Source organism: Mycobacterium shunyiense (genome assembly GCF_058270035.1).
Window position 1 is genome coordinate 258,948 of the sequence record NZ_JBZDPT010000044.1, and the last position, 20,368, is coordinate 279,315.

The 20,368-nt window shown below is 66.8% G+C and carries 20 protein-coding genes and 1 pseudogene; 10 read left to right on the forward strand and 11 right to left on the reverse strand.

Annotation, left to right across the window (positions count from 1 at the left end):
* Positions 1-4 precede the first annotated feature (4 nt).
* Complete coding sequence (locus AC4ELS_RS26120) at positions 5-1,222, forward strand: acetyl-CoA C-acetyltransferase (RefSeq protein WP_064960090.1); 1,218 nt, start codon at positions 5-7, stop codon at positions 1,220-1,222.
* A gap of 52 nt (positions 1,223-1,274) precedes the next feature.
* Here AC4ELS_RS26120 and AC4ELS_RS26125 read toward each other — a convergent pair.
* A pseudogene (locus AC4ELS_RS26125) lies at positions 1,275-2,125 on the reverse strand (endonuclease domain-containing protein).
* 327 nt (positions 2,126-2,452) lie between these two features.
* Positions 2,453-3,301, reverse strand: coding sequence for a Bax inhibitor-1/YccA family protein (locus AC4ELS_RS26130; protein ID WP_064887567.1), 849 nt, complete (start codon positions 3,299-3,301; stop codon positions 2,453-2,455).
* A gap of 175 nt (positions 3,302-3,476) precedes the next feature.
* On the opposite strand from AC4ELS_RS26130, the gene AC4ELS_RS26135 reads away from it, so the two are divergent.
* The 3 genes from AC4ELS_RS26135 to AC4ELS_RS26145 are packed head-to-tail and all read left to right on the forward strand — an operon-like array spanning position 3,477 to position 7,033.
* Positions 3,477-4,550, forward strand: a complete 1,074-nt coding sequence (locus tag AC4ELS_RS26135) for an enoyl-CoA hydratase/isomerase family protein (protein WP_499049913.1) — start codon at positions 3,477-3,479, stop codon at positions 4,548-4,550.
* Positions 4,547-5,323 carry an enoyl-CoA hydratase gene (locus tag AC4ELS_RS26140; RefSeq protein WP_448442240.1) on the forward strand — a complete coding sequence of 259 codons (777 nt, stop codon included), beginning with the start codon at positions 4,547-4,549 and terminating at the stop codon, positions 5,321-5,323. The genes AC4ELS_RS26135 and AC4ELS_RS26140 overlap by 4 nt, the downstream gene beginning before the upstream one ends.
* Positions 5,324-5,332: 9 nt before the next feature.
* Complete coding sequence (locus AC4ELS_RS26145; protein ID WP_499049915.1) at positions 5,333-7,033, forward strand: alpha/beta hydrolase; 1,701 nt, start codon at positions 5,333-5,335, stop codon at positions 7,031-7,033.
* Positions 7,034-7,044: 11 nt separating this feature from the next.
* On the opposite strand, the gene AC4ELS_RS26150 is transcribed toward AC4ELS_RS26145, so the two are convergent.
* On the reverse strand, positions 7,045-7,413 hold the full coding sequence (locus tag AC4ELS_RS26150; protein ID WP_499049918.1) for a rhodanese-like domain-containing protein: 369 nt from the start codon (positions 7,411-7,413) through the stop codon (positions 7,045-7,047).
* Between the two features lie 5 nt (positions 7,414-7,418).
* Complete coding sequence (locus AC4ELS_RS26155) at positions 7,419-7,934, reverse strand: cysteine dioxygenase (protein ID WP_064887557.1); 516 nt, start codon at positions 7,932-7,934, stop codon at positions 7,419-7,421.
* Positions 7,935-8,052: 118 nt separating this feature from the next.
* On the opposite strand from AC4ELS_RS26155, the gene lpqV reads away from it, so the two are divergent.
* Entirely contained in the window at positions 8,053-8,511 is a 459-nt protein-coding gene (lpqV, locus tag AC4ELS_RS26160; protein ID WP_448442233.1) for a lipoprotein LpqV, read from the forward strand.
* A 6-nt stretch (positions 8,512-8,517) separates the two neighbouring features.
* Here the strand turns inward: lpqV and AC4ELS_RS26165 are convergent, their stop codons facing one another.
* Both AC4ELS_RS26165 and AC4ELS_RS26170 read right to left on the reverse strand, forming a co-directional pair.
* The gene (locus AC4ELS_RS26165) at positions 8,518-10,224 is read right to left on the reverse strand and encodes a SulP family inorganic anion transporter (protein WP_499049921.1); all 1,707 of its coding nucleotides are present in this window, start codon (positions 10,222-10,224) and stop codon (positions 8,518-8,520) included.
* A 56-nt stretch (positions 10,225-10,280) separates the two neighbouring features.
* Positions 10,281-11,570: a Glu/Leu/Phe/Val family dehydrogenase gene (locus AC4ELS_RS26170; RefSeq protein WP_499049924.1), complete on the reverse strand. Its 1,290-nt coding sequence runs from the start codon at positions 11,568-11,570 to the stop codon at positions 10,281-10,283.
* Between the two features lie 307 nt (positions 11,571-11,877).
* Here AC4ELS_RS26170 and AC4ELS_RS26175 point away from each other — a divergent pair, with 307 nt between their 5' ends.
* Positions 11,878-12,894, forward strand: a complete 1,017-nt coding sequence (locus AC4ELS_RS26175) for a patatin-like phospholipase family protein (RefSeq protein ID WP_499049927.1) — start codon at positions 11,878-11,880, stop codon at positions 12,892-12,894.
* On the opposite strand, the gene AC4ELS_RS26180 is transcribed toward AC4ELS_RS26175, so the two are convergent.
* Both AC4ELS_RS26180 and AC4ELS_RS26185 read right to left on the reverse strand, forming a co-directional pair.
* Complete coding sequence (locus AC4ELS_RS26180; RefSeq protein ID WP_499049929.1) at positions 12,895-13,752, reverse strand: patatin-like phospholipase family protein; 858 nt, start codon at positions 13,750-13,752, stop codon at positions 12,895-12,897.
* Between the two features lie 35 nt (positions 13,753-13,787).
* Positions 13,788-14,642, reverse strand: a complete 855-nt coding sequence (locus AC4ELS_RS26185) for a class II glutamine amidotransferase (RefSeq protein WP_064960083.1) — start codon at positions 14,640-14,642, stop codon at positions 13,788-13,790.
* A gap of 65 nt (positions 14,643-14,707) precedes the next feature.
* Between AC4ELS_RS26185 and AC4ELS_RS26190 the strand changes: the two genes are divergently transcribed.
* Entirely contained in the window at positions 14,708-15,763 is a 1,056-nt protein-coding gene (locus tag AC4ELS_RS26190) for a zinc-binding dehydrogenase (RefSeq protein ID WP_055116794.1), read from the forward strand.
* 60 nt (positions 15,764-15,823) lie between these two features.
* Here the strand turns inward: AC4ELS_RS26190 and AC4ELS_RS26195 are convergent, their stop codons facing one another.
* Both AC4ELS_RS26195 and AC4ELS_RS26200 read right to left on the reverse strand, forming a co-directional pair.
* The gene (locus tag AC4ELS_RS26195) at positions 15,824-16,867 is read right to left on the reverse strand and encodes an NAD(P)H-dependent amine dehydrogenase family protein (RefSeq protein WP_064960082.1); all 1,044 of its coding nucleotides are present in this window, start codon (positions 16,865-16,867) and stop codon (positions 15,824-15,826) included.
* A 30-nt stretch (positions 16,868-16,897) separates the two neighbouring features.
* Positions 16,898-17,035 (reverse strand): hypothetical protein, encoded by a 138-nt coding sequence (locus AC4ELS_RS26200; protein ID WP_165609848.1) that lies wholly within the window; start codon positions 17,033-17,035, stop codon positions 16,898-16,900.
* A gap of 75 nt (positions 17,036-17,110) precedes the next feature.
* Between AC4ELS_RS26200 and AC4ELS_RS26205 the strand changes: the two genes are divergently transcribed.
* A complete protein-coding gene (locus AC4ELS_RS26205; protein WP_236734934.1) occupies positions 17,111-17,494 on the forward strand; it encodes a hypothetical protein in 384 nt (127 codons plus the stop codon).
* Positions 17,495-17,509: 15 nt separating this feature from the next.
* Positions 17,510-18,700 (forward strand): lipid-transfer protein, encoded by a 1,191-nt coding sequence (locus AC4ELS_RS26210; RefSeq protein ID WP_463794826.1) that lies wholly within the window; start codon positions 17,510-17,512, stop codon positions 18,698-18,700.
* An 80-nt stretch (positions 18,701-18,780) separates the two neighbouring features.
* Here AC4ELS_RS26210 and AC4ELS_RS26215 read toward each other — a convergent pair whose 3' ends face one another.
* A complete protein-coding gene (locus AC4ELS_RS26215) occupies positions 18,781-19,386 on the reverse strand; it encodes a TetR/AcrR family transcriptional regulator (protein ID WP_463794828.1) in 606 nt (201 codons plus the stop codon).
* A 62-nt stretch (positions 19,387-19,448) separates the two neighbouring features.
* Between AC4ELS_RS26215 and AC4ELS_RS26220 the strand changes: the two genes are divergently transcribed.
* Positions 19,449-20,279: an alpha/beta fold hydrolase gene (locus tag AC4ELS_RS26220; protein ID WP_463805451.1), complete on the forward strand. Its 831-nt coding sequence runs from the start codon at positions 19,449-19,451 to the stop codon at positions 20,277-20,279.
* The last annotated feature ends 89 nt before the right edge of the window (positions 20,280-20,368 follow it).

Consider the following 20,368-nt stretch of genomic DNA (forward strand, 5'->3'; position numbering starts at 1 on the left):
CGTCATGCCTGAAGCCGTCATCGTTGCCACCGCCCGCTCGCCTATCGGTCGCGCCGTCAAGGGGTCGCTGGCCACCATGCGCCCCGACGACCTCGCCGCGCAGATGGTGAAGGCCGTTCTGGACAAGGTGCCCTCGCTGGATCCCCGCGACATCGACGATCTGATGATGGGCTGCGCCCAGCCCGCCGGTGAGGCCGGCTACAACATCGCCCGCGCCGTGGCCGTCGAGCTCGGCTACGACTTCCTGCCCGGCACCACCGTCAACCGGTACTGCTCGTCGTCGCTGCAGACCACCCGGATGGCCTTCCACGCCATCAAGGCCGGCGAGGGTGACGTGTTCATCTCCGCCGGTGTCGAGACGGTGTCGCGCTTCGGCGTCGGTGCCGCCGACGGCGCCCCGAATTCGAAGAACGCGCTGTTCGAAGAGGCCCAGGCCCGCACGCTCGCGCAGGCCGAGGGCGACATCAAGTGGCATGACCCGCGCGAAGACGGCCTGATCCCGGACGTCTACATCGCCATGGGCCAGACCGCCGAGAACGTCGCCACCTTCACCGGCATCAGCCGTGAGGACCAGGATCACTGGGGCGTGCGTTCGCAGAACCGCGCGGAGGAGGCCATCAAGAGCGGGTTCTTCGAGCGCGAGATCGTTCCCGTCACGCTGCCCGACGGCACGGTGGTTTCCACCGATGACGGCCCGCGCGCCGGCACCACCTACGAGAAGATCAGCCAGCTCAAGCCGGTGTTCCGGCCCAACGGCACCATCACCGCGGGCAATGCGTGTCCACTGAACGACGGCGCGGCCGCGGTCGTCATCATGAGCGACACCAAGGCCAAGGAGCTGGGCCTGACCCCGCTGGCCCGCATCGTCTCCACCGGGGTGTCCGGCCTGTCGCCGGAGATCATGGGCCTGGGCCCGATCGAGGCCATCAAGAAGGCGCTGGCCAAGGCCGGCAAGAAGATCTCGGACATCGACCTGGTCGAGATCAACGAGGCGTTCGCCGTGCAGGTGCTCGGTTCGGCTCGTGAGCTCGGCATCGACGAGGACAAGCTGAACGTCTCGGGCGGCGCGATCGCGCTGGGCCACCCGTTCGGCATGACCGGTGCCCGCATCACCGCCACGCTGCTGAACAACCTGTCGACCCACGACAAGACCTTCGGCATCGAGTCCATGTGTGTCGGTGGCGGCCAGGGTATGGCGATGGTTGTGGAGCGTCTCTCCTAGTTTCAGCTTTGGCTCTGCGCTGAGGGCGCAAAAGTGCGAGTAGCTCGCGCCCTCACCGCAGAGCCAATGGCGGCGCAACCTGATCCCATGCACGGCGCAGCCGCCACATGATTTCCGGCCGACGATGGCCCGCCGCCACTCGGATCGTGGTCCAGCCGGCCTGGCTGATGTACTCGTGACGGACGATGTCGTAGCCGAGCGCATCGGCATGCTGGATTCCGTCGTACTCCACCGCGAGCATGTGCTCCTCCCAGCCCATGTCGAGGTAGTAGCGCGGTCGGCCATTCTGACCGAGCACCGGTATCTGCGTCTGCGGCCGCGGATATCCCTCGTTGATGATCATCAACCGAAGCCAGGTTTCCTGCGGCGACTGTGCCCCTGGGTCGTAGAGGTCCAGGGCCGTCTCGAGCTGACGTAGACCACGTACATGGGCGTGACAATCCGCCAGTGCCAACACATCAGCTGCTTTTATCCCCGTCGCATTGCCCAGCGCGTCGAGCCGAGCCACCGCCTCCCTCAGGGTTCCGCGCCGGCCTATGTCGAAGGCCGTCCGCTCCGGTGTGGTCACGTTCAGCCCGTCGCGCCGTTGCGACTCCCCCGGTAGCAGCAGGTCAGCACGGGTGATCACCCGTTTCGGCGCCCGCGCGTTCGCCCAGATCAACTCGACGGGAATGTCGTCATCGATCCACTTGGCCTATGCCAGGCGGATGCCGTGAGCCCCGCGACCACCGATTCTCGATGTGACCACAACCATGCTGCCTGCGTTCGGCGCCGCAGATTCGGAGCAATCCGTTTGTCCAGGTACACATTTGGCATCAGCGGCCGGTAGTAGCGGCGCAATTCATGGCGGTTCAGTGCGCCACCTGCCCGAGCCTCGCTGCCGACGAAGGGATCGCTGCCGATGTCCATGGCGCCAGGCTGGTTTGAGCTGCCGACACCCGACTCAGCCCAGGCCACGCCATGGCCTGACCTTGGGCATGAAGCTCGCTGTGGGGATAACCCGCGCTGGTTGACCCAGTGCTGGTTCACTCTGCGCTCACGGCGCGAAAGTGCGAGAAGCCAACGCCCTCACCGCAGAGTCAAGCCCGCCACGACCAGGCACACGATTCACTCTGCATCCACGGCGCAAAAGTACGAGTAGCCAACGCCCTCAGCGCAGAGTTCAACCTGACCACAGGGCAAAAGAAAAAGGCGCCCGCAATCGCGGACGCCTTTCTCGGGGCAGGGTTGCTAGTCGTTGTTGAAGTACGACAGCAACCGGAGGATCTCGATGTACAGCCAGACCAGGGTGACGGTCAGGCCCAGGGCGATGCCCCATGCGGCCTTCTCCGGAGCACCGGCGCGGATCATCTGGTCAGCAGCGTCGAAGTCGATCAGGAAGCTGAACGCCGCCAGGGCGATCACGAACAGGGAGAACGCGATGGACAGGCCGCCGCCGGAACGCAGGCCCAGGCCTTCGCCACCGCCCACACCGAACATCGCGAGTACGAAGTTCACCAGAATCAGCGCAAGGACACCGAACATCGCGGCGACGATCATCCGGGTGAACTTGGGCGTCACGCGGATGGCGCCGGTCTTGTAGACCACGAGCATGCCGATGAACACACCGATCGAGGCCACCACGGCCTGGAAGATCATGCTCGGTCCACCGCTGGACACCAGGTTGGCGAACAGGAACGACGCCGCGCCGAGGAACAGACCCTCCAGCGCCGCGTAGGTCAGCACGATGGCCGGGTTGTCCTGCTTACGACCGAAGGTGGCGATGAGCACCATCACCAGACCGCCGAGGCCGCCGATCAGGGTGAACGGCATCATCAGGGCCGTGTTTCCGGCCACTAGGAAGTAGGACACGACCGCGACGGCCGACACGACGGCCAGCGTGATGCCGGTCTTGGTGACGACGTCATCGATGGTCAGCGGACGGGAAACGCCGGTCTGCGGCTGTTCCAGGTACTCCTGCGCGTAGGGCTGCGCATGCACCTGCTGTGCACCGAAGCCGCTGGCTCCGGTACCGAATTGTGCGTATCCGCCCTGCGTCTTGGGCAGGCTGCGGAATACCGGGTTGCTGGTTTCGCGCACCGTCGGGTCCTCTCTGATGAGATGTGTTCGAGTACGAACTAGTAGCTCAACGATCAATGTTCCGGGCGGGTTCCCGTGGAGGCGAAATGACTCCCAGGAAACTGACAGGTTTGATCTTGGGGCAAACCCTACCCGTAGCGCACCACAACTGGGGGACCGAACTAGATTGCATCTCGTGACAGAAAACGAGGACGTCCTAGTAAGTGTCCGCAACGGCGTCGGGATCCTCACGCTGAACCGGCCCAAGGCGATCAACTCGCTCAACGATGCGATGGTCGCGGGCATCTCCGAAGCGCTGCATGCGTGGGAGAACGACGATGCGGTTCACACAGTTCTGCTGACCGGCGCCGGCGAACGCGGCCTGTGCGCAGGCGGTGACGTGGTGGCGCTCTATCACAGCGCCCGTGAGGGCGGCGAGGCCGCGCGACAGTTCTGGTACGACGAATACCTGCTCAACGCCTATATCGGCCGTTACCCGAAGCCGTATGTGGCGGTGATGGACGGCATCGTCATGGGCGGTGGCGTCGGCGTCGCATCCCACGGCAACATCCGCGTCGCGACTGACACCACGAAGATGGCGATGCCCGAGGTCGGCATCGGCTTCATCCCTGATGTGGGCGGGACCTATCTGCTCTCGCGCGCCCCGGGCGCCCTCGGGCTGCACGCCGCGCTCACCGGGGCCCCGTTCTCCGGGGCCGACGCGATCGCCATGGGCTTCGCCGATCACTATGTGCCGCACGACCAGGTCGCCGAGTTCACCGCGGCCGTGGTCAGCGACGGCGTGGAGAAGGCCCTCGCGGCCTACGCCGTCGAACCGCCCGCCAGCCCGCTGGTCGAGCAGCGCGGCTGGATCGACGAGTGCTACGCCGGCGACACCGTGGCCGACATCCTCACCGCGCTGCGCGGCCACAGCGCAGGGCCGGCCGGCCACATTGGCGGCACCGCCGCCGAAGATGCCGCCAACCTCATCGAGACCCGCTCCCCCGTTTCCCTGGCCGTCACGCTGGAAGCGGTGCGCCGGGCCGCCAAGCTGGAGACACTGGAGGACGTGCTGCAGCAGGAGTACCGGACCTCGTGCGCGTCGGTGAAATCGCATGACTTCGTCGAGGGCATCCGCGCTCAGCTCGTCGACAAGGACCGCAACCCGCAATGGTCCCCCGCCTCGATCGCAGCGGTCACCACCGCCGACGTCGAAGCGTATTTCGTTCCGGCCGACCCCGATCTGATCTTCCAGGAGGACAACCAATGAGTGAGTTCGAGACGATCCTGGTGACCCGTACCGACCGGGTCGCCACCATCACGCTGAACCGGCCGAAGGCGCTCAACGCGCTCAACACCGAGGTGATGACCGAAGTGACCACGGCCGCAGCCGAACTCGACCGCGACCCCAGTGTCGGCGCCATCATCGTCACCGGCAACGAGAAGGCGTTCGCCGCCGGCGCGGACATCAAGGAGATGGCCGAGCTGTCGTTCGCCGACGTGTATTCGGCCGACTTCTTCGAGCTCTGGTCGAAGTTCGCAGCCACCCGCACCCCGACGATCGCCGCGGTCGCCGGTTACGCACTTGGCGGCGGCTGCGAGCTGGCGATGATGTGCGACATCCTGATCGCCGCTGATTCGGCGAAGTTCGGTCAGCCCGAGATCAAGCTGGGTGTGCTACCGGGCATGGGCGGCAGCCAGCGGCTGACGCGGGCGATCGGCAAGGCCAAGGCGATGGACCTGATCCTGACCGGCCGCACCATCGACGCCGTCGAGGCCGAGCGTGCCGGCCTGGTTTCCCGTCTGGTGCCGGCGGACTCGCTGATCGACGAGGCCCTGGCCGTGGCCGCGACCATCGCCGGGATGTCCCTGTCGGCCTCCCGGATGGCCAAGGAAGCGGTCAACCGCGCCTTCGAGGTGAGCCTGGCCGAGGGACTGCTCTACGAGCGCAGGCTGTTCCACTCGGCCTTCGCCACCGCAGACCAGAAGGAAGGCATGGCAGCGTTCTCGGAGAAGCGCGCCGCCAACTTCACCCATCGCTAAGGTCGACGGGTGACCGAGACCGCCGAACCCGAGGCCGACGCACCCGAAGTCCAGTCAGGTGAGGCAGACAAACCTGTCTGGTGGGCGCGTCATTACACGTTCTTCGGGACGGCGGTCGGTCTGGTCTTCGTCTGGTTCTCGCTGACTCCGTCGCTGCTGCCCCGTGGCCCGCTGTTCCAGGGTCTGGTCAGCGGCGCGGCCGGCGCCACCGGTTATGGGCTGGGCGTGTTCGGGGTGTGGCTGGTCCGCTACATGCGTTCGGCGGAAACCAGCCCGCGGGCACCGAAGTGGGCATGGTTGTCCCTGCTGACCGTCGGCATCGTCGGCCAGATCCTGATGATCGTCTACTTCCACGTCTGGCAGGACGAGATCCGCGACTTCATGGGGGTACCCCGGCTGACATTCTGGGATCACCCGCTGACCGCGGTGCTGTCGCTCGTGGTCCTGTTCGCGTTCGTCGAGATCGGGCAATTGATCCGTAAGCTGGTGCGGTTCCTGGACCTCAAGCTGGATCGCTTTCTGCCGCCGCGGGTTTCGGCCGTCGTGGTGGTGGCGTTGCTGGTGGCGTTGAGCATCGCCCTGCTGAACGGTGTCGTGGTCCGGGTGGCGATGGACACCATCAACCGGACGTTCGCGGCGGTCAACGACGAGAGCGATCCTGACTTCGCCGCCCCGATGTCGCCCCTGCGCTCAGGCGGCCCGCAGTCATTGGCCGATTGGGAGTCGCTCGGCCATCAGGGCCGGGTGTTCGTCTCGGCAGGCCCTACGGTGCAACAACTTTCGCGGTTCACCGGCAAGCCCGCGATCGAACCGATCCGCGCCTATGCGGGTCTGCATTCCGCTGACGGCATCAAGGCCACCGCGGCCCTGGCGGCCCGAGAGTTGCAGCGCACCGGCGGCCTGGACCGGGCGGTGGTCGCCGTGGCGACCACGACGGGCACCGGCTGGATCAACGAGGCCGAGGCCTCCGCCCTGGAGTACATGTACAACGGCAACACCGCGATCGTGTCGATGCAGTACTCGTTCCTGCCGAGTTGGTTGTCGTTCCTGGTCGACCAGGAGAACGCACGGCAGGCCGGGCAGGCGTTGTTCGAGGCGGTCGACGCCCTGGTTCGGGCGATGCCCGAGAACAAGCGCCCCAAGCTGGTGGTGTTCGGGGAGAGCCTGGGATCGTTCGGCGGTGAGGCACCGTTCCTGTCGCTGAACAATCTCGTCGCCCGGACCGACGGCGCGCTGTTCTCCGGCCCGACGTTCAAGAACACGATCTGGACGACGCTGACCCGCGACCGCGACGCCGGTTCGCCGGAGTGGTTGCCGATCTATGACAACGGCGAGAACGCCCGGTTCGTTGCGAAGGCCGAGAATCTGAACCGGCCCGACGCGCCGTGGGGTCACCCGCGCGCGGTGTACCTGCAACACGCGTCCGACCCGATCTCGTGGTGGACGCCCGACCTGCTGTTCGCCAAGCCGGACTGGCTGCGTGAGCCCCGTGGGTACGACGTGTCCCGCCGGATGGAATGGATTCCGGTGGTGACGTTCCTTCAGGTCTCGGCGGACATGGCAGTGGCCGTCGACGTTCCCGACGGCCACGGGCACGTATACGTCCAGAATGTGGCCGACGCCTGGGCGGCGATCCTGCAGCCGCCGGGGTGGACACCGGAGATGACCGCGAAACTGCGGCCCATGCTGAGCAGCAACGAGAACGCCTGAGCGCCAGGCGTTTACACCTGGCCGTCCGCGACCAACGCGTGATAGCCGCCGACGACGTCGGTCGAACGATGCAGTCCGAGGTCGACGAGCGCGGCCGCGGCCAGGCTTGACGTATAGCCCTCCGAGCACAGGATCACCCAGTAGACGTCGTCGTCGACGGCCTCCGGTATCCGCGCGTCACTGGTCGGGTCGCAGCGCCACTCGAGCACGTTGCGTTCGATGATCAGCGCCCCGGGTACCGACCCCTCGGCGGCACGCTGGGCGGCCGGACGGATGTCGACCAGGACGGCACCGGCGTCGAGCGCCTCGGGAAGGTCGGCAGCGGGCAGCCGGTGCAGCCGGGTACGGGCCTGCTCCAGCACGGTGTCGATACGGCTCATGGCATTCACTCCGGCGCGTCGGTGAGCTCGGTACGGTTGCGGCGCAACGTGTTCTGCGGCGTCACCTCGTAGTAGGACATCGCCGTCAGCGGCGGCGAGTAGGCGTGCACGCTCAGCGTCGGTCCGGAAATAGCCGCCGGTGCATGCACCACGTCATGCACCCACCCCAACGGGAACGCCGCCTGATCGCCGGCGGTGAGACGACGCCTCCGGAGCAGCTCACCATCCCAACGGGTTTCGCGCAGCGCACCGGACACCACGGTCAATGCCCCCAGCGAGCCACCGTGGTCGTGCATTTCGGTCGATTTGTCGGGCACCCAGCTGATCAGCCAGACCTCGACTTCGTCATCACCCGACAAGCGGGTGTACCAGCGGTCGTCCTTCGGCAGCCCGCGCAGCAACCGGTCGTAGCGGCCCGACAGCACATCGTCGGCAGCGCGGTCGGTGGTGTGCAGCAGGTCGGGCAATCGCAGCCGGGTGGGCGCCGAGACGGCAGGAACGGGCGCGAGCGTGGACAGCATCAGAGAAACTCCAAGAATGACGGCGGAACAGGGCAGACAGGCGCGCTAGCGAGCCCGACAACACTCCCGGAATCCGGTCCCTTCCGTCATGGCCGCCAGTGTTGCATAGATTGGCGGGATGCGCCGTTACACGTGGACCACCCGCTTGACCGCCGGAACCGTCGCAGCCGCCGGTCTGAGCCTGCTCATCGGATGCTCGACACAGGCCGACAAGGATCAGTCCGGGGAGTCGGCGGCACCGTCGTCGCAAGCCACCGCAACCACCGAGGCAGCGGCCCCGACGGTCAAGCCCGGCGAGATCGCGACGTCCCCCGGCGGGGTCACGACGGCGGTCGGCGCCGACGCCCAGTCCACCGAAGAGGAGTATTTCCAGGCCTGTCACGCCGCCAAGATCTGGATGGAGGGCAAGGGCGGGGACCTCAAGGCACAGATCGAGCCCTACCTGGCAAGCCTGCAGGCTCCGGGAGCCGCACCTGGTCCGGGCACCTACAACGTGGCGTGGCCCGAGCTGGAGCCGGGCCGTCAGGCCGCGGTGATCGTCGCGGCGCAGGCGGCGGCCGACGAGCTCTGCAGCTAGGCGCCGTCAGTTCGAATCACGCTGCGGTAAATCCCCCTGACTACCCTGGGCAGCCACCCAGGCGCGGCCGCGCTCGACGGCGGTGTCGAGCGCACCGAAGATCCGGTCGTCGGCCGGGACGATGCCGTCATCGCCCAGCAGGTCGTCGAGTCCCCCGCGCCGCAGCACCTCGGCGGTGCCGGGGTTGACCCCGGAGATGATGAGCTTGCCGTTGTTGGCCGTCAGCTGGCCGGCCCAGCGCCGCAAGGCTTTGATCGTCACCGACGACGGCACGTCGGGCAGCGCCCGCAGGCTGAGCACCACGACGGCATTGGTGGTGCCTTCGGCGCGCGGCCAGGTTTCGTCGATGCGGGCCACTTCGGCGAAGAGCCCGACCCCGGCGTAGTGCAGCACGGTGACGTCGTTGCTCGCGCACTGCTCGGGTACGGGTGCCTGCTGCCAGCCGCCGTCCGGGTCCGGAGTCAGTGCCATCAGTTGCACGGTCTCGGCCGCCTTGGCGCAGTAGAGCACCAGCGAGGTGATCACGCCGATCAGGATCGCGGTGTGCAGCGGCAGCTGGGTGGTGGCCGCGAACGTCACCAGCATCGCCACCGCCGACAACGGGGCGACCCGCAGCACCAGCTTGATGTCGGGCAGCCGGCCGACCACCAGTTCGGCGCCGATCACCAGGATCAACCCGCCGATCACCGGCATCGGGATGATCTCGGCGGCCGACCCCGCGACCAGCACCAGCACGGCCAGCCACAGCCCGGCGAAGATGCCGGCCCACCGGGTCTGGGCGCCCGCCGAGGTCGCCACCCCGGTCCGCGACAGTGAGCCGCCGGCAGGCAGCGCGCCGAACAGCCCGCCGGCCACATTGGCCGCGCCCTGGGCCAGGAAATCCCCGTTCATGTTGGTGCGGCTGCCATCCGGGTTCGGCACCGCCGCCGAGATTCCGGCGGCCTGGGCCAGCGCGACGAGTGCCACTGCCACGCCGCCGACGATCAGTTCGGGCATGGCAGCGAAGTTCGGAACGGTCACGGGCGGAAGCGCATTCGCGATCGATGCGATGTCGCCGACGGTTTCGACGTCGATGTGCGCGACGGCCACCACCGCGGTGACCACCACGAGCGCGAGCAACGTCGCGAAGGATTCGAGCGGCTTGATGAAGTGGAACACCGCCCATACCGCCACGGTGCCCAGCGCCACGCCTACCGCCGCGGGGTGCCACAGCCCGATGTGCGCGAGCGAGTCGATGAACTTTCCGATGGTGTTGCCGCTCTGCGGCTTGTACCCCGTCGAGTCGCCGAGTACGCCGGCGATGATCTGCAGGGCAATGCCGGTGGAGAAGCCTGTCATCACCGCGTTGGAGACGAAGTTCATGATCGAGCCGAACCGTAGGAGACCGAACAACAGCATCACGACACCGACCACGAGGGCCAGTGCGGCGACGTTGGCCGGGTCTGCCGGGTCGAGGCCGGCTTCCTTGAGCACACTGCGCGACGTCAGGGCGATCGCACTGGTCAACGTCGTCACCATCAGCACCGTGCGGGCGAACAGTGATCCGATGATGCCGGGCATGACACCGGCATAGATACCGGTGACCGGGTTGAAACCGCCGATGCTGGCGTAGGCCATGCCTTCCGGAATGGAGAACAGACCGGTTACCAGGCCCGCGATAACGTCACGAGGCTTGGGACGGCCCAGTTTTCGCGCGAATGTCGGCGCAGCCACGGGTCAACCCTGCCACGGATGCATTCCGCGTGGCGGCAGGTCTGGCCGAATCGGCGCTACGGGTAGAGCCCGCGCAGTTGTCCGGCCTGGGCAACACGTTCGACCGCCAAGCAGGTTGCGGCGGCTCGAAGTGGTAGGCGCAGTTTCTCGGCGTGGGCGCTGACGTGCTCCCATGCGGTCAGCATGCGTTCGGCCAGTCGGGCCTCGACTTCGTCGGCGCCCCACCAATAGGCCTGATTGGCTTGCACCCACTCGAAATACGACACGATGACGCCGCCGGCATTGGCGAGAATATCGGGAACCACCAGTGTTCCAGCCTCATCGAGTAGCCGATCGGCCTCGGGCGTCGTGGGCCCGTTGGCACCCTCGACGACGATCGACGCCTTGATCTGCGCTGCATTACCCGCGTGGATGACCCCTTCGACCGCAGCCGGAACCAACAGGTCGACGTCGGCGCCGAGCAGATCCTCGTTGGTGGTCGCGTCGGCGTCCGCAAAACCGATCACCGAACCGGTCGCGTCGACATGGCTGGCCAGCGAGGCGATGTCGAGGCCGGAATCTGCTCTGATGGCGCCGTACTGGTCGGATACGGCGACCACGCGCATGCCCGCATCCGCCAGAAAGCGTGCTGCGTGCCGGCCGACCTTCCCGAAGCCCTGCACCGCCGCGGTGGCATCGTCGGCGCGGATGCCTCGAGACCGCAGGGCGGCCAGCGCGACATGAACGACCCCGCGCGACGTCGCCGTGGCGCGGCCCAGAGAACCGCCGAGGCTCACCGGTTTTCCGGTGCTGACACCGAGAACAGTGTGCCCCTTCTGGACGGAATAGGTATCCATCATCCAGGCCATGGTCTGCTCGTCGGTGCCGACATCGGGTGCGGGGATGTCATGGTCCGGCCCGATCAGCGGACTGATCTCACTGGTGTAGCGACGGGTGACCCGCTCCAGTTCCGAGCGGCTGTACTGACGCGGATCGATGCGGATGCCGCCTTTCGCGCCGCCATAGGGCACGTCGAGCAGCGCACACTTCCACGTCATCCACATCGCCAGGGCACGGACTTCGTCGAGTGTCACGTCGGGGGAATAGCGCAATCCGCCTTTCGCCGGACCGCGAGAGACGTTGTGTTGCACCCGATGTCCGATGAGGAGCTCCATCTCACCGGAGTCCCGATGCAGCGGTACGGCCACGGTGAGCTCACGTCGCGGGTTGGCCAGCAGCTCGTACGTGCCGTCGTCGTAGCCGAGGATCGTGACAGCGTCGTGCAACTGAGCACGCGCGTCGCCGAACGGATTTCCCGGGGTGGCCAGCTGGGCGGGGTCGGCCGCAGTGTGTTCGATCGTGGTCACGCCTTCTCCTGTTGTCGGTTGACCTGATGCCAGAACGGTAGGCATCCGGGACCTGGCCCAGCAGTGCCGATCTGCACATCTTCGAAATGACTGACTATGCAACCATGCCAGCCCACGAATATGGCCACCCTGCCCGCTCAGCGGCACAGGACAGGCCGAAATATCCTCGTACTGATGTTAATTGGCATCGCCTGCGTACGGCGCAGCCAGAACTCGTCTCAAACCATGTTCTAAGACTTTCGGTAGCGGCGCCGCGGATCCGGGTCGAGGTGGTGACCATCCCCCTCAGGTGCTTCAGAATGGTCATATGCGTGTTGCTCTGGCCCTCGGCAGTGGTGGTGCCCGTGGCTACGCGCACATCGGAGTGATCAACGAGCTCTGCGATCGTGGTTACGAGGTCATCGGGGTGTCCGGATCATCGATGGGCGCGCTGGTCGGCGGCCTGCACGCGGCGGGAAAGCTCGACGATTTCTCCGACTGGGCACGGACTTTGACCCAGCGGGCGGTGTTGCGGCTGCTGGACCCGTCGATCACCGCGTCCGGCATCCTGCGTGCCGAGAAGATCCTCGACGCGGTCCGCGACATCCTCGGCGAGGCCACCATCGAGGATCTGCCGATCCCCTACACAGCGGTTGCCACCGATCTCATCGCGGGCAAGTCGGTGTGGCTGCAACGCGGCCCGGTGGATTCGGCGATCCGGGCATCGATCGCCATCCCCGGCGTGATCGCGCCGCACGTCCTCAACGGTCGTCTGCTCGGGGATGGCGGCATCCTCGACCCTCTTCCGATGGCGCCGATCGCCGCGGTCAACGCCGACCTGACGATCGCGGTCAGCCTGTCCGGTGGCGACCCGGGCACCGCCGCGGCCACCCCCGATGACCCGGAACGACGCCCCACCGCCGAGTGGCTCAACCGCATGATGCGCAGCACTTCAGCTGTGCTGGATACTGCCTCGGTGCGGTCGGTGTTGGACCGGCCGACCGCCCGCGCGGTGCTGAGCCGTTTCGGGGCCTCGCTTCCACCCGAGGACGGTGTTGAGTCCGATGAGGCGGCCGATGCTGTGGAACCTGTCGCCACCGAAGACACCAGCGCCCCTGCCGAAGCCGCCGATCCGGTCGAGGTTCCGCGTCTCGGCAGCTTCGAGGTGCTGAACCGTGCCGTCGACATCGCCCAGGCCGCGCTGGCCCGGCACACGTTGGCGGCCTATCCGCCCGACCTGCTCATCGAGGTGCCGCGCACGGTGTGCCGCAGCCTGGAGTTCCACCGCGCCGCAGAGGTCATCGATGTCGGCCGCGAGTTGACCGCGCGCGCACTCGACGGCTGATCAGCCCGCGAGGAACTTCGCGACCTCGGCCGCCAGACGCCGTCCCTGTGCCCGTCCGGCCTGTGCTGAGGGCACCCGGCAGGCGGGGTCGAGCGGGTTCTCCCCGAAGGCGGCCAGGGACTCGTCGTCGGCGAAGATCCCGAGCGACCGTCCGGCGAAGCCGTCAACCTCCTGCGCGGCGCCGGTCCCGAAGGGCGACGGTGTCGAGCGGCCCTGCGGCACCAGGGCCACCACGGTGTCGCAGTCGGCGGCCAGCACCATGTTGACCGCACTGCCGATGCCGCCGTCCATGAACCGGCGGCCGGCTATCGTCACGATCGGCCACACCGCGGGCACCGCGCAACTGGCCTCCACCGCGTCGACCAGCGACACTCCCGAGTCCCGGTCCAGCGTCACCAGTTCGCCGGTATCGATGTCGACGGCCGAGATCCGCAGCACCCGAGAGGGCCAGTCATGCGACGGGAGGCGCGCTTCGATGACCTTGCGCCGCACGGCCGGATCGACCGTCGCGGCGCTCAGTGCCACGGCACCGATCTGCTGCAGCTTCTGCGCCTTGGTGGTGTTGGGTGTCAGCACGGCCTTGACGAACAGGTCGGTGACGGTGTCGATGCTCACGCCGGGATCCAGTTCGGCCGATTCCGCGCCGATCTGGCGCTCGAACAGCTCCTCCAGAGGCAGCCCGCTGCTGATCTGCGCGGACACCGTCGAACCCGCCGACGTTCCGACCAGCACATCGGCGGCCAGCAATGCATCGGCTGTTTCGGGGGATTCGTCGGCGATGCCCTGCAGGATGCCGGTTTCCCAGGCGATGCCTGCGATACCGCCACCGGCGAGGACCAGTGCGCGTTTGGAAGTCACGACAGTCGAGTGTGCCAGGGCTCCTCGAGGGGCAGCTACGCGTGCTGCGACGCGGCCGCCTTCTCGGACAGGTCGTCGCGGTGCAGCACGTGACGCGGCGGGTCCGGAAATGCCGGCTGCCGGTCGATCCGCAGGTCCGCGTCGACATGAACCAACTCGCCGGGGGCGATGAGCTGCCAGTCCTCACCGTCCATCGGTTCGCTGGCGAACACCACCGATGGCTGGGAGGTCAGGTGCTCGGATTCGGCACGGATCCGAGCACTGCGCAGGCGGAGACGGCGCTGTGCCGGGTTTCTGCGGTCGAGCACGTACAGGTCGTGGGTATCGGGGTAGCGCAGGGCCCACATGTCGGTTGCCGTGCTGAGCAGGAGGTTGACGGCGTAGATCGGCACGTTGTCGGCCAGCCAGCCGATGGCCTCGACGACGCCCGCGCCGACGTCACCGTCGTTCGCCCGGACGGCTGCGGTGATGAGCGCGAAGACGCGTTCGGAGTCGGTCTGGCCTTTGACCAGGTCTGCGGCTCCCAGTTCTTTCAGCCGCTCATCGAGGGCCGGCAATCCTTCGACGACGCCGTTGTGCGCGAAGATCCGGCCATCCTGGAGGAAGGGATGGGTGTTCGCAACGTCGAGCGCCCCGGTCGACGCGTAACGGACGTGCGCGATGAACGTCGTAGCGGTGACATCGTGCGCCTCCGTGGCGAATTCGGAATCCTGCCAGGCCGCGACGGGCTCCTTGTGCAAGACTCCGACGCCGTCGGCCCCGAATACGCCCAGGCCGGTACCGTCGGGGTTGTGCCTGCTCTGCTCGGCAAGGTTGTCGGGCGCGTCCAGTAGCCAGAAGGTCGCCGGCACGAGCCGGCGCCCGGCGTGCAGACCGAACAATCGGCACATGCCCTCAGCCCACCCGATGAAGTGCCATGATTTCCGATAGTAGCCGGGTAGAAGAAGGGGACGCCATGACATCCGATCTTGGGCCGACCATGCGGGCCGAGCGCTTCTACGCTGACACCAAAAGAGTTGTGGTGGAGGATGTTCCGATCCCGGAACCGGGGCCGGGCGAGGTTCTGGTCAAGGTGGCGTTCTGCGGGATCTGCCATTCCGACCTGAGCCTGATCAACGGCACCTTCCCGGCGCAGGCCCCGGTGGTGACGCAGGGCCACGAGGCGTCGGGCACCATCGCCCGGCTCGGCCCCGGCGTCACCGGTTGGGCCGAGGGCGACCGCGTCATCGTGGCGGCGGGCCGGCCCTGCATGGAATGTCCGAACTGCGCTCGCGGCGACATCGCCAATTGCATGCGAATCCGGTTGATGGCCTTCGCTTATGACGGGGCATGGGCCGAATACACGTTGGCGCAGGCGGTCGGGCTGACGCGAGTTCCGGACAACGTGCCACTGGAGCAGGCCGCGATCCTCGCCGACGCGGTGTCGACGCCGTACGGCGCTGTGGTGCGCACCGGCAAGGTCGGGATCGGCGAGTCGGTCGGGGTGTGGGGACTGGGTGGTGTCGGTACGCACATCGCTCAGCTGGCGCGGTTGGTGGGCGCGGTGCCGGTGGTGGCCATCGATATCAAGCCCGAGGTGCTGGAGCGCGCGCTGGAGCTCGGCGCCGATTATGCGTTCGACGCCGCCGACGAGCGACTGGGCGAGAAGATCGCCGACGTCACCGGCGGCCGTGGTCTGGACGTGGCGTTCGACGCGGTGGGACTCAAGTCGACGTTCGAGCAGGCGCTGAGCCAACTGACCGTCGGCGGCCGACTGGTCGCGGTCGGGATGAGTGCCCAGGAGCCGACGATCGGTCCGACGTCGTTGTTCGGCCTTACTCAGAAGCAGGTGCTCGGCCACCTGGGCTATCAGAACGTCGACATCTCCACGTTGGCGACGCTGGTGTCGCTGGGCCGTCTGGACCTCTCCCGCTCGATCAGCGAGATCGTGTCGCTGGAGGATATTGCCCTCGGCATCGACAAGCTGGAGCGCCAGGAGGGCAATCCGATCCGGATCCTGGTGCGGCCCTGAGGGGCTACGCGCCGAATCTGAAGACATGTGCGAGTTTTCGCGAAAATCTCGCACACAAGCTCAGGTTCGGCGGGCCTTACCCGTGATAAGCGGCAGATCGGGGTAGGTGACGACGCCGGGCTCGGCCTCGCACACCGCGGGCACCGAGTTGACGCAGTGCGCGGCGGTCGCGACGACGCCGGACTCTGGGCCCTCCTCACCGGCCTCGGACTGGAAGCCCTTGATGATGACGGTGAAGTCCGGGTTGCCGCGGACCTCCATCTCGTAGCGCTGCCCAGCCGGCCCGAAATTCCATGCGGGGTCGAGGTTTTCCTCCCCCATCAGCCAGTTCACAGTGACCCGCACGACGGGTTCGCCGTCGACGAGAGCCTCCCAGTGGAACTTGCGGCCTGCCACCTGGCCGGGTTCGATCACGCCGATCGGCGAATCGATGGGCGCGGTGGCCACCGCGATCTCCTGGGTGGCGCGGATCCGTGGATCGATCTTGAACCCGATCTGGTCGACGACCATCTTGACGGCCTGGATGAAGCCGCCGTCGAGCATCTTCTGCATCGGCCCGCTCAGCGCGGTGTCGGGGGTACCGCCGAATCCCATGACATGACGCACCACGTCGGGCGCGTCATAGGTGCGCAGGTCGGAGAACTCTTCGGCACGAACGAAGTTCACCCCCGTCGCCATCGCCGAGAACACCAGCGGGAACTTCTCGCTGATCCCGCCGGGCGCGATGCCGGTGCCGTGCAGCGTGGCATTGCCTTCCAGTGCCGCGGCCCGCATCGGTGCGGCCTGCTTCTCGCTCGGGTACAGCCAGCCGACCGGGGTGATCACGTTCTTGCCCGAGCGCAGCAGCGCGGCCACCTCGTCGGGGTTCGGGATCAGCGGCGAGTAGATCACCGCGTCCGCGTCGAGTGCCAGGATCTCCTCGGTGCTGTTGGTCGCGGTGATCCCGATCGGCTCGGTGCCGATGAGCTCGCCGACATCCTTGCCGTTCTTGGCGTCCGAGTGCACCCAACAGCCGACCAGCTCCAGGTCAGGGTGTTCCAGCACGCCGTTGATCGCGGCCACGCCGACGCCACCGGTTGCCCACTGCACGACTTTGAGCGTCAAGACCCCTCCTCGGCGAAACTAGAACACGTTCTACTGGTCTACACCACCCTCGTCGTCAGCGGAAGTACGTCCCCGCCGCGCGGCGTACGAGACGGCGAGCACCACCAGGACCGCGGGGAGAAATGCCGGCACGGTCAGCAGCAGGGAATGGTCCGCGAGGTAGGTCATGCTCCGTGGACGAGACAGCCCGGCCAAACGTGACTGTCACATCCCGGCGGGCTGTGCCGTCTGATGGTGATGCAGATGAAATTCATTCAGATCGTCGTGGTCCTCGCGGCGTTGAGCATGCTGGTGACCGGGGTGTGGATGCGTATCGACCCAGCGTCGTTCGCCCAATGGGCGAACTGGCCCAACCACGTCCACTTCCTGCACGATGCCGGCGTCTTCCAGATCGGCATCGCGGTGACCATGCTGTTCGCGCTCTGGTGGCGCGACGTGATCGCCGTGGTGTTGACGGGATTCCTGGTGGCCAACACCCTGCACGCGGTCAATCATTTCTTGGACCGCGACGGCGGCAATCCGGCCAACTGGTGGCAGCTCGGGGTGTTCTCCGTGCTGGCCGGGGCAGCGCTGGTGGTGCGGCTGCGACAGCTCCAGTTGAAGACGGTTGACCCGGTTTCGCGATGAAGTATGTTCCGTTGCATGGCTAACAAAGTGTTCGTCGTCGGTGTGGGGATGACGAAGTTCGAGAAACCAGGTCGGCGCGAGGGTTGGGATTACCCCGACATGGCGCGCGAGTCGGGCACGAAGGCGCTCGAGGATGCCGGCATCTCCTACGACCAGGTTCAGCAGGGCTACGTCGGGTACTGCTCGGGTGATTCGACCTCGGGCCAGCGCGCGCTCTACGAGCTCGGCATGACCGGCATCCCGATCGTCAACGTCAACAACAACTGTTCCACCGGCTCGACTGCGCTTTACCTTGCCGCACAGGCGATTCGCGGCGGCCTGGCCGATTGCACCATGGCGCTGGGCTTCGAGAAGATGCAGCCCGGCTCGCTTCAGGCGGGTGCGCAGGACCGCGAGTCCCCGCTCGGCAAGCACGTCAAGGCGCTGGCCGAGATCGACGAGTTCGCCTTCCCCGTCGCACCGTGGATGTTCGGCGCCGCCGGCCGTGAGCACATGAAGAAGTACGGCACCACCGCCGAGCATTTCGCGAAGATCGGCTACAAGAACCACAAGCATTCGGTGAACAACCCGTATGCGCAGTTCCAGGACGAGTACACCCTCGACGACATCCTGGGCGCCAAGATGATCTCCGATCCGCTGACCAAGCTGCAGTGCTCCCCCACCTCCGACGGGTCGGGCGCGGCGATCGTGGCCAGCGAGGCGTTCGTCGACAAGCACGGCCTGGCCGGGCAGGCCGTCGAGATCGTCGGTCAGGCGATGACTACCGACTTCGCTTCGACCTTCGACGGCAGCGCCGCCAATATCATCGGCTACGACATGAATGTCCAAGCCGCACAGCAGGTTTACGCGCAGTCCGGTCTCGGTCCCGAGGACTTCCAGGTTATCGAGCTGCATGACTGCTTCTCCGCCAACGAGCTGCTGCTGTACGAGGCCCTGGGCCTGTGCGGTGAGGGTGAAGCCCCGCGGCTGATCGACAACAACGACACCACCTACGGCGGTCGCTGGGTGGTCAACCCCTCCGGTGGGCTGATCTCCAAGGGTCACCCGCTGGGCGCGACGGGCCTGGCCCAGTGCTCCGAGCTGACCTGGCAGTTGCGCGGTACCGCCGACAAGCGTCAGGTCGACGGAGTCAACGCGGCCCTGCAACACAACATCGGCCTCGGCGGCGCCGCCGTCGTGACGGCCTACCAACGCGCCGAGCGCTAGGGCTCCTCCCGCTCCCCCGCGAAACGGCATTCCAGCAGGTCCCTACTCGGACTTTTCCTGCTGGAATGCCGTTTCGGCACTCAGGGGGTGAACATCGCGTCGACCAAACGGCGCAACACCTGCCGGATCTCGCGGCGGGCCTTTTTCTGATCCTCGGCGGTGGCGATGGCCATGGCCGCCTCGTCGAGCGCACCGATCAGCACATGAGCCAGCGCCCGCACCGGCTGCTTGGCGAGCTGGCCTGCCTTGATCGCCTCGGCCAGCAGCTGCTCCGTCATCCCGAGGCTGTAGCGCTGCGCGACGTCGCGGAAGCCCGCCCAACCGAGCACACTCGGGGCGTCCAGCAAGACCAACTGCCGCACCTCGGGATCACCGGACACCTCCAGCCAGCCGTCGACTGCGGCCCGGATCGCGTCGGCCGGCGTCGTCGCACCCGATGCCGCCACCTCGGCCGCCAGACGGCCCATCACGTCCTGCTCCACCACCTCCACCACCGCGAGGAAAAGCGCTGCCTTGTCAGCGAATTGGTGATACATCGCCCCACGGGTAACGCCGGCGGCCGTGGCGATCTCCGGCGTGCCGACCTCGGCATACCCACGTTCGCCCCACAGTCTCCTGGCGGCAGCGATCAGCGCCTCGCGGGTCGCCGCAGAACGCTCTTCCTGGGTACGTCTCTTGTTTTCCATACACCCTGTTGGTAAGTTACGGACACGCTGTTTGTAAATGTGTATCGAGCTGGGAGTCATCCATGTCGACCATTGAGATTAACGCCGGAACCATCCATTACGAGGAATTCGGACCAACCGACGGCAGGCCGGTCGTCTTCGTGCACGGCTACATGATGGGCGGTCAGCTGTGGCGGCAGGTCAGCGCCCGGCTGGCCTCGCAGGGCCTCCGCTGCATCGTCCCGACCTGGCCGCTGGGTGCCCACCCCGAGCCGCTGCGGCCCGGCGTCGACCGGAGCATCACAGGTGTGGCGAACATCGTCGCCGACACCCTGACCGCGCTGAATCTCGACGACGTCGTGCTGGTCGGCAATGACACGGGCGGCGTGGTCACGCAACTGGTCGCGGTGCATCATCCGGAGCGGATCGGCGCCCTCGTATTGACGAGTTGCGATGCGTTCGAACACTTTCCGCCGCCGATCCTCAAACCGCTCATCGCGGCGGCGAAATCCAAGGCACTGTTCCGGGTCGGCACCCAGGCCGTGCGGATCCCGGCCGTGCGCAAGCGGGCATACGCCGGGCTGGCGCACTCGAACATCGACGCGCTCACCCACGAGTGGGTGCGTACCGCGCTGTCGAATCCCGCGATCGCCGAGGATCTCCGGCAGTTCACGCTTTCGTTGCGCACCGAGGTCACCACGAAGGTGGCCGAGCGGCTGCCCGAATTCGACAAGCCGACACTCATCGCGTGGTCGGCCGACGACGTGTTCTTCGAACTCGGCGACGGTGAACGCCTCGCGAAGATCATCCCGGGGGCCCGCCTCGAGGTCATCGACGGCGCCCGCACCTTCTCGATGGTCGACCGACCGGACCGGCTGGCCGATCTGCTGTCGACCATCGCCGTGCGCGCCTAATGGGAACTGATCAGCGAGCCTACGACCGGTAGTGGTCTGATCGGGTGAAGCTGATTGCCGAGCCGCTGGTCGGTGAGCACTGTGTGCGC

Excerpts from the sequence above, each read along its gene's own strand:
- AC4ELS_RS26120 (WP_064960090.1), top strand. The coding sequence starts at position 5 with ATGCCTGAAGCCGTCATCGTTGCCACCGCCCGCTCGCCTATCGGTCGC.
- AC4ELS_RS26220 (WP_463805451.1), top strand. The coding sequence starts at position 19,449 with ATGTCGACCATTGAGATTAACGCCGGAACCATCCATTACGAGGAATTC.
- AC4ELS_RS26205 (WP_236734934.1), top strand. The coding sequence starts at position 17,111 with ATGAAATTCATTCAGATCGTCGTGGTCCTCGCGGCGTTGAGCATGCTG.
- AC4ELS_RS26185 (WP_064960083.1), bottom strand. The coding sequence starts at position 14,642 with ATGTGCCGATTGTTCGGTCTGCACGCCGGGCGCCGGCTCGTGCCGGCG.
- AC4ELS_RS26155 (WP_064887557.1), bottom strand. The coding sequence starts at position 7,934 with ATGCTGTCCACGCTCGCGCCCGTTCCTGCCGTCTCGGCGCCCACCCGG.
- lpqV (WP_448442233.1), top strand. The coding sequence starts at position 8,053 with ATGCGCCGTTACACGTGGACCACCCGCTTGACCGCCGGAACCGTCGCA.
- AC4ELS_RS26150 (WP_499049918.1), bottom strand. The coding sequence starts at position 7,413 with ATGAGCCGTATCGACACCGTGCTGGAGCAGGCCCGTACCCGGCTGCAC.
- AC4ELS_RS26140 (WP_448442240.1), top strand. The coding sequence starts at position 4,547 with ATGAGTGAGTTCGAGACGATCCTGGTGACCCGTACCGACCGGGTCGCC.
- AC4ELS_RS26175 (WP_499049927.1), top strand. The coding sequence starts at position 11,878 with ATGCGTGTTGCTCTGGCCCTCGGCAGTGGTGGTGCCCGTGGCTACGCG.
- AC4ELS_RS26200 (WP_165609848.1), bottom strand. The coding sequence starts at position 17,035 with ATGACCTACCTCGCGGACCATTCCCTGCTGCTGACCGTGCCGGCATTT.
- AC4ELS_RS26190 (WP_055116794.1), top strand. The coding sequence starts at position 14,708 with ATGACATCCGATCTTGGGCCGACCATGCGGGCCGAGCGCTTCTACGCT.
- AC4ELS_RS26215 (WP_463794828.1), bottom strand. The coding sequence starts at position 19,386 with ATGGAAAACAAGAGACGTACCCAGGAAGAGCGTTCTGCGGCGACCCGC.
- AC4ELS_RS26210 (WP_463794826.1), top strand. The coding sequence starts at position 17,510 with ATGGCTAACAAAGTGTTCGTCGTCGGTGTGGGGATGACGAAGTTCGAG.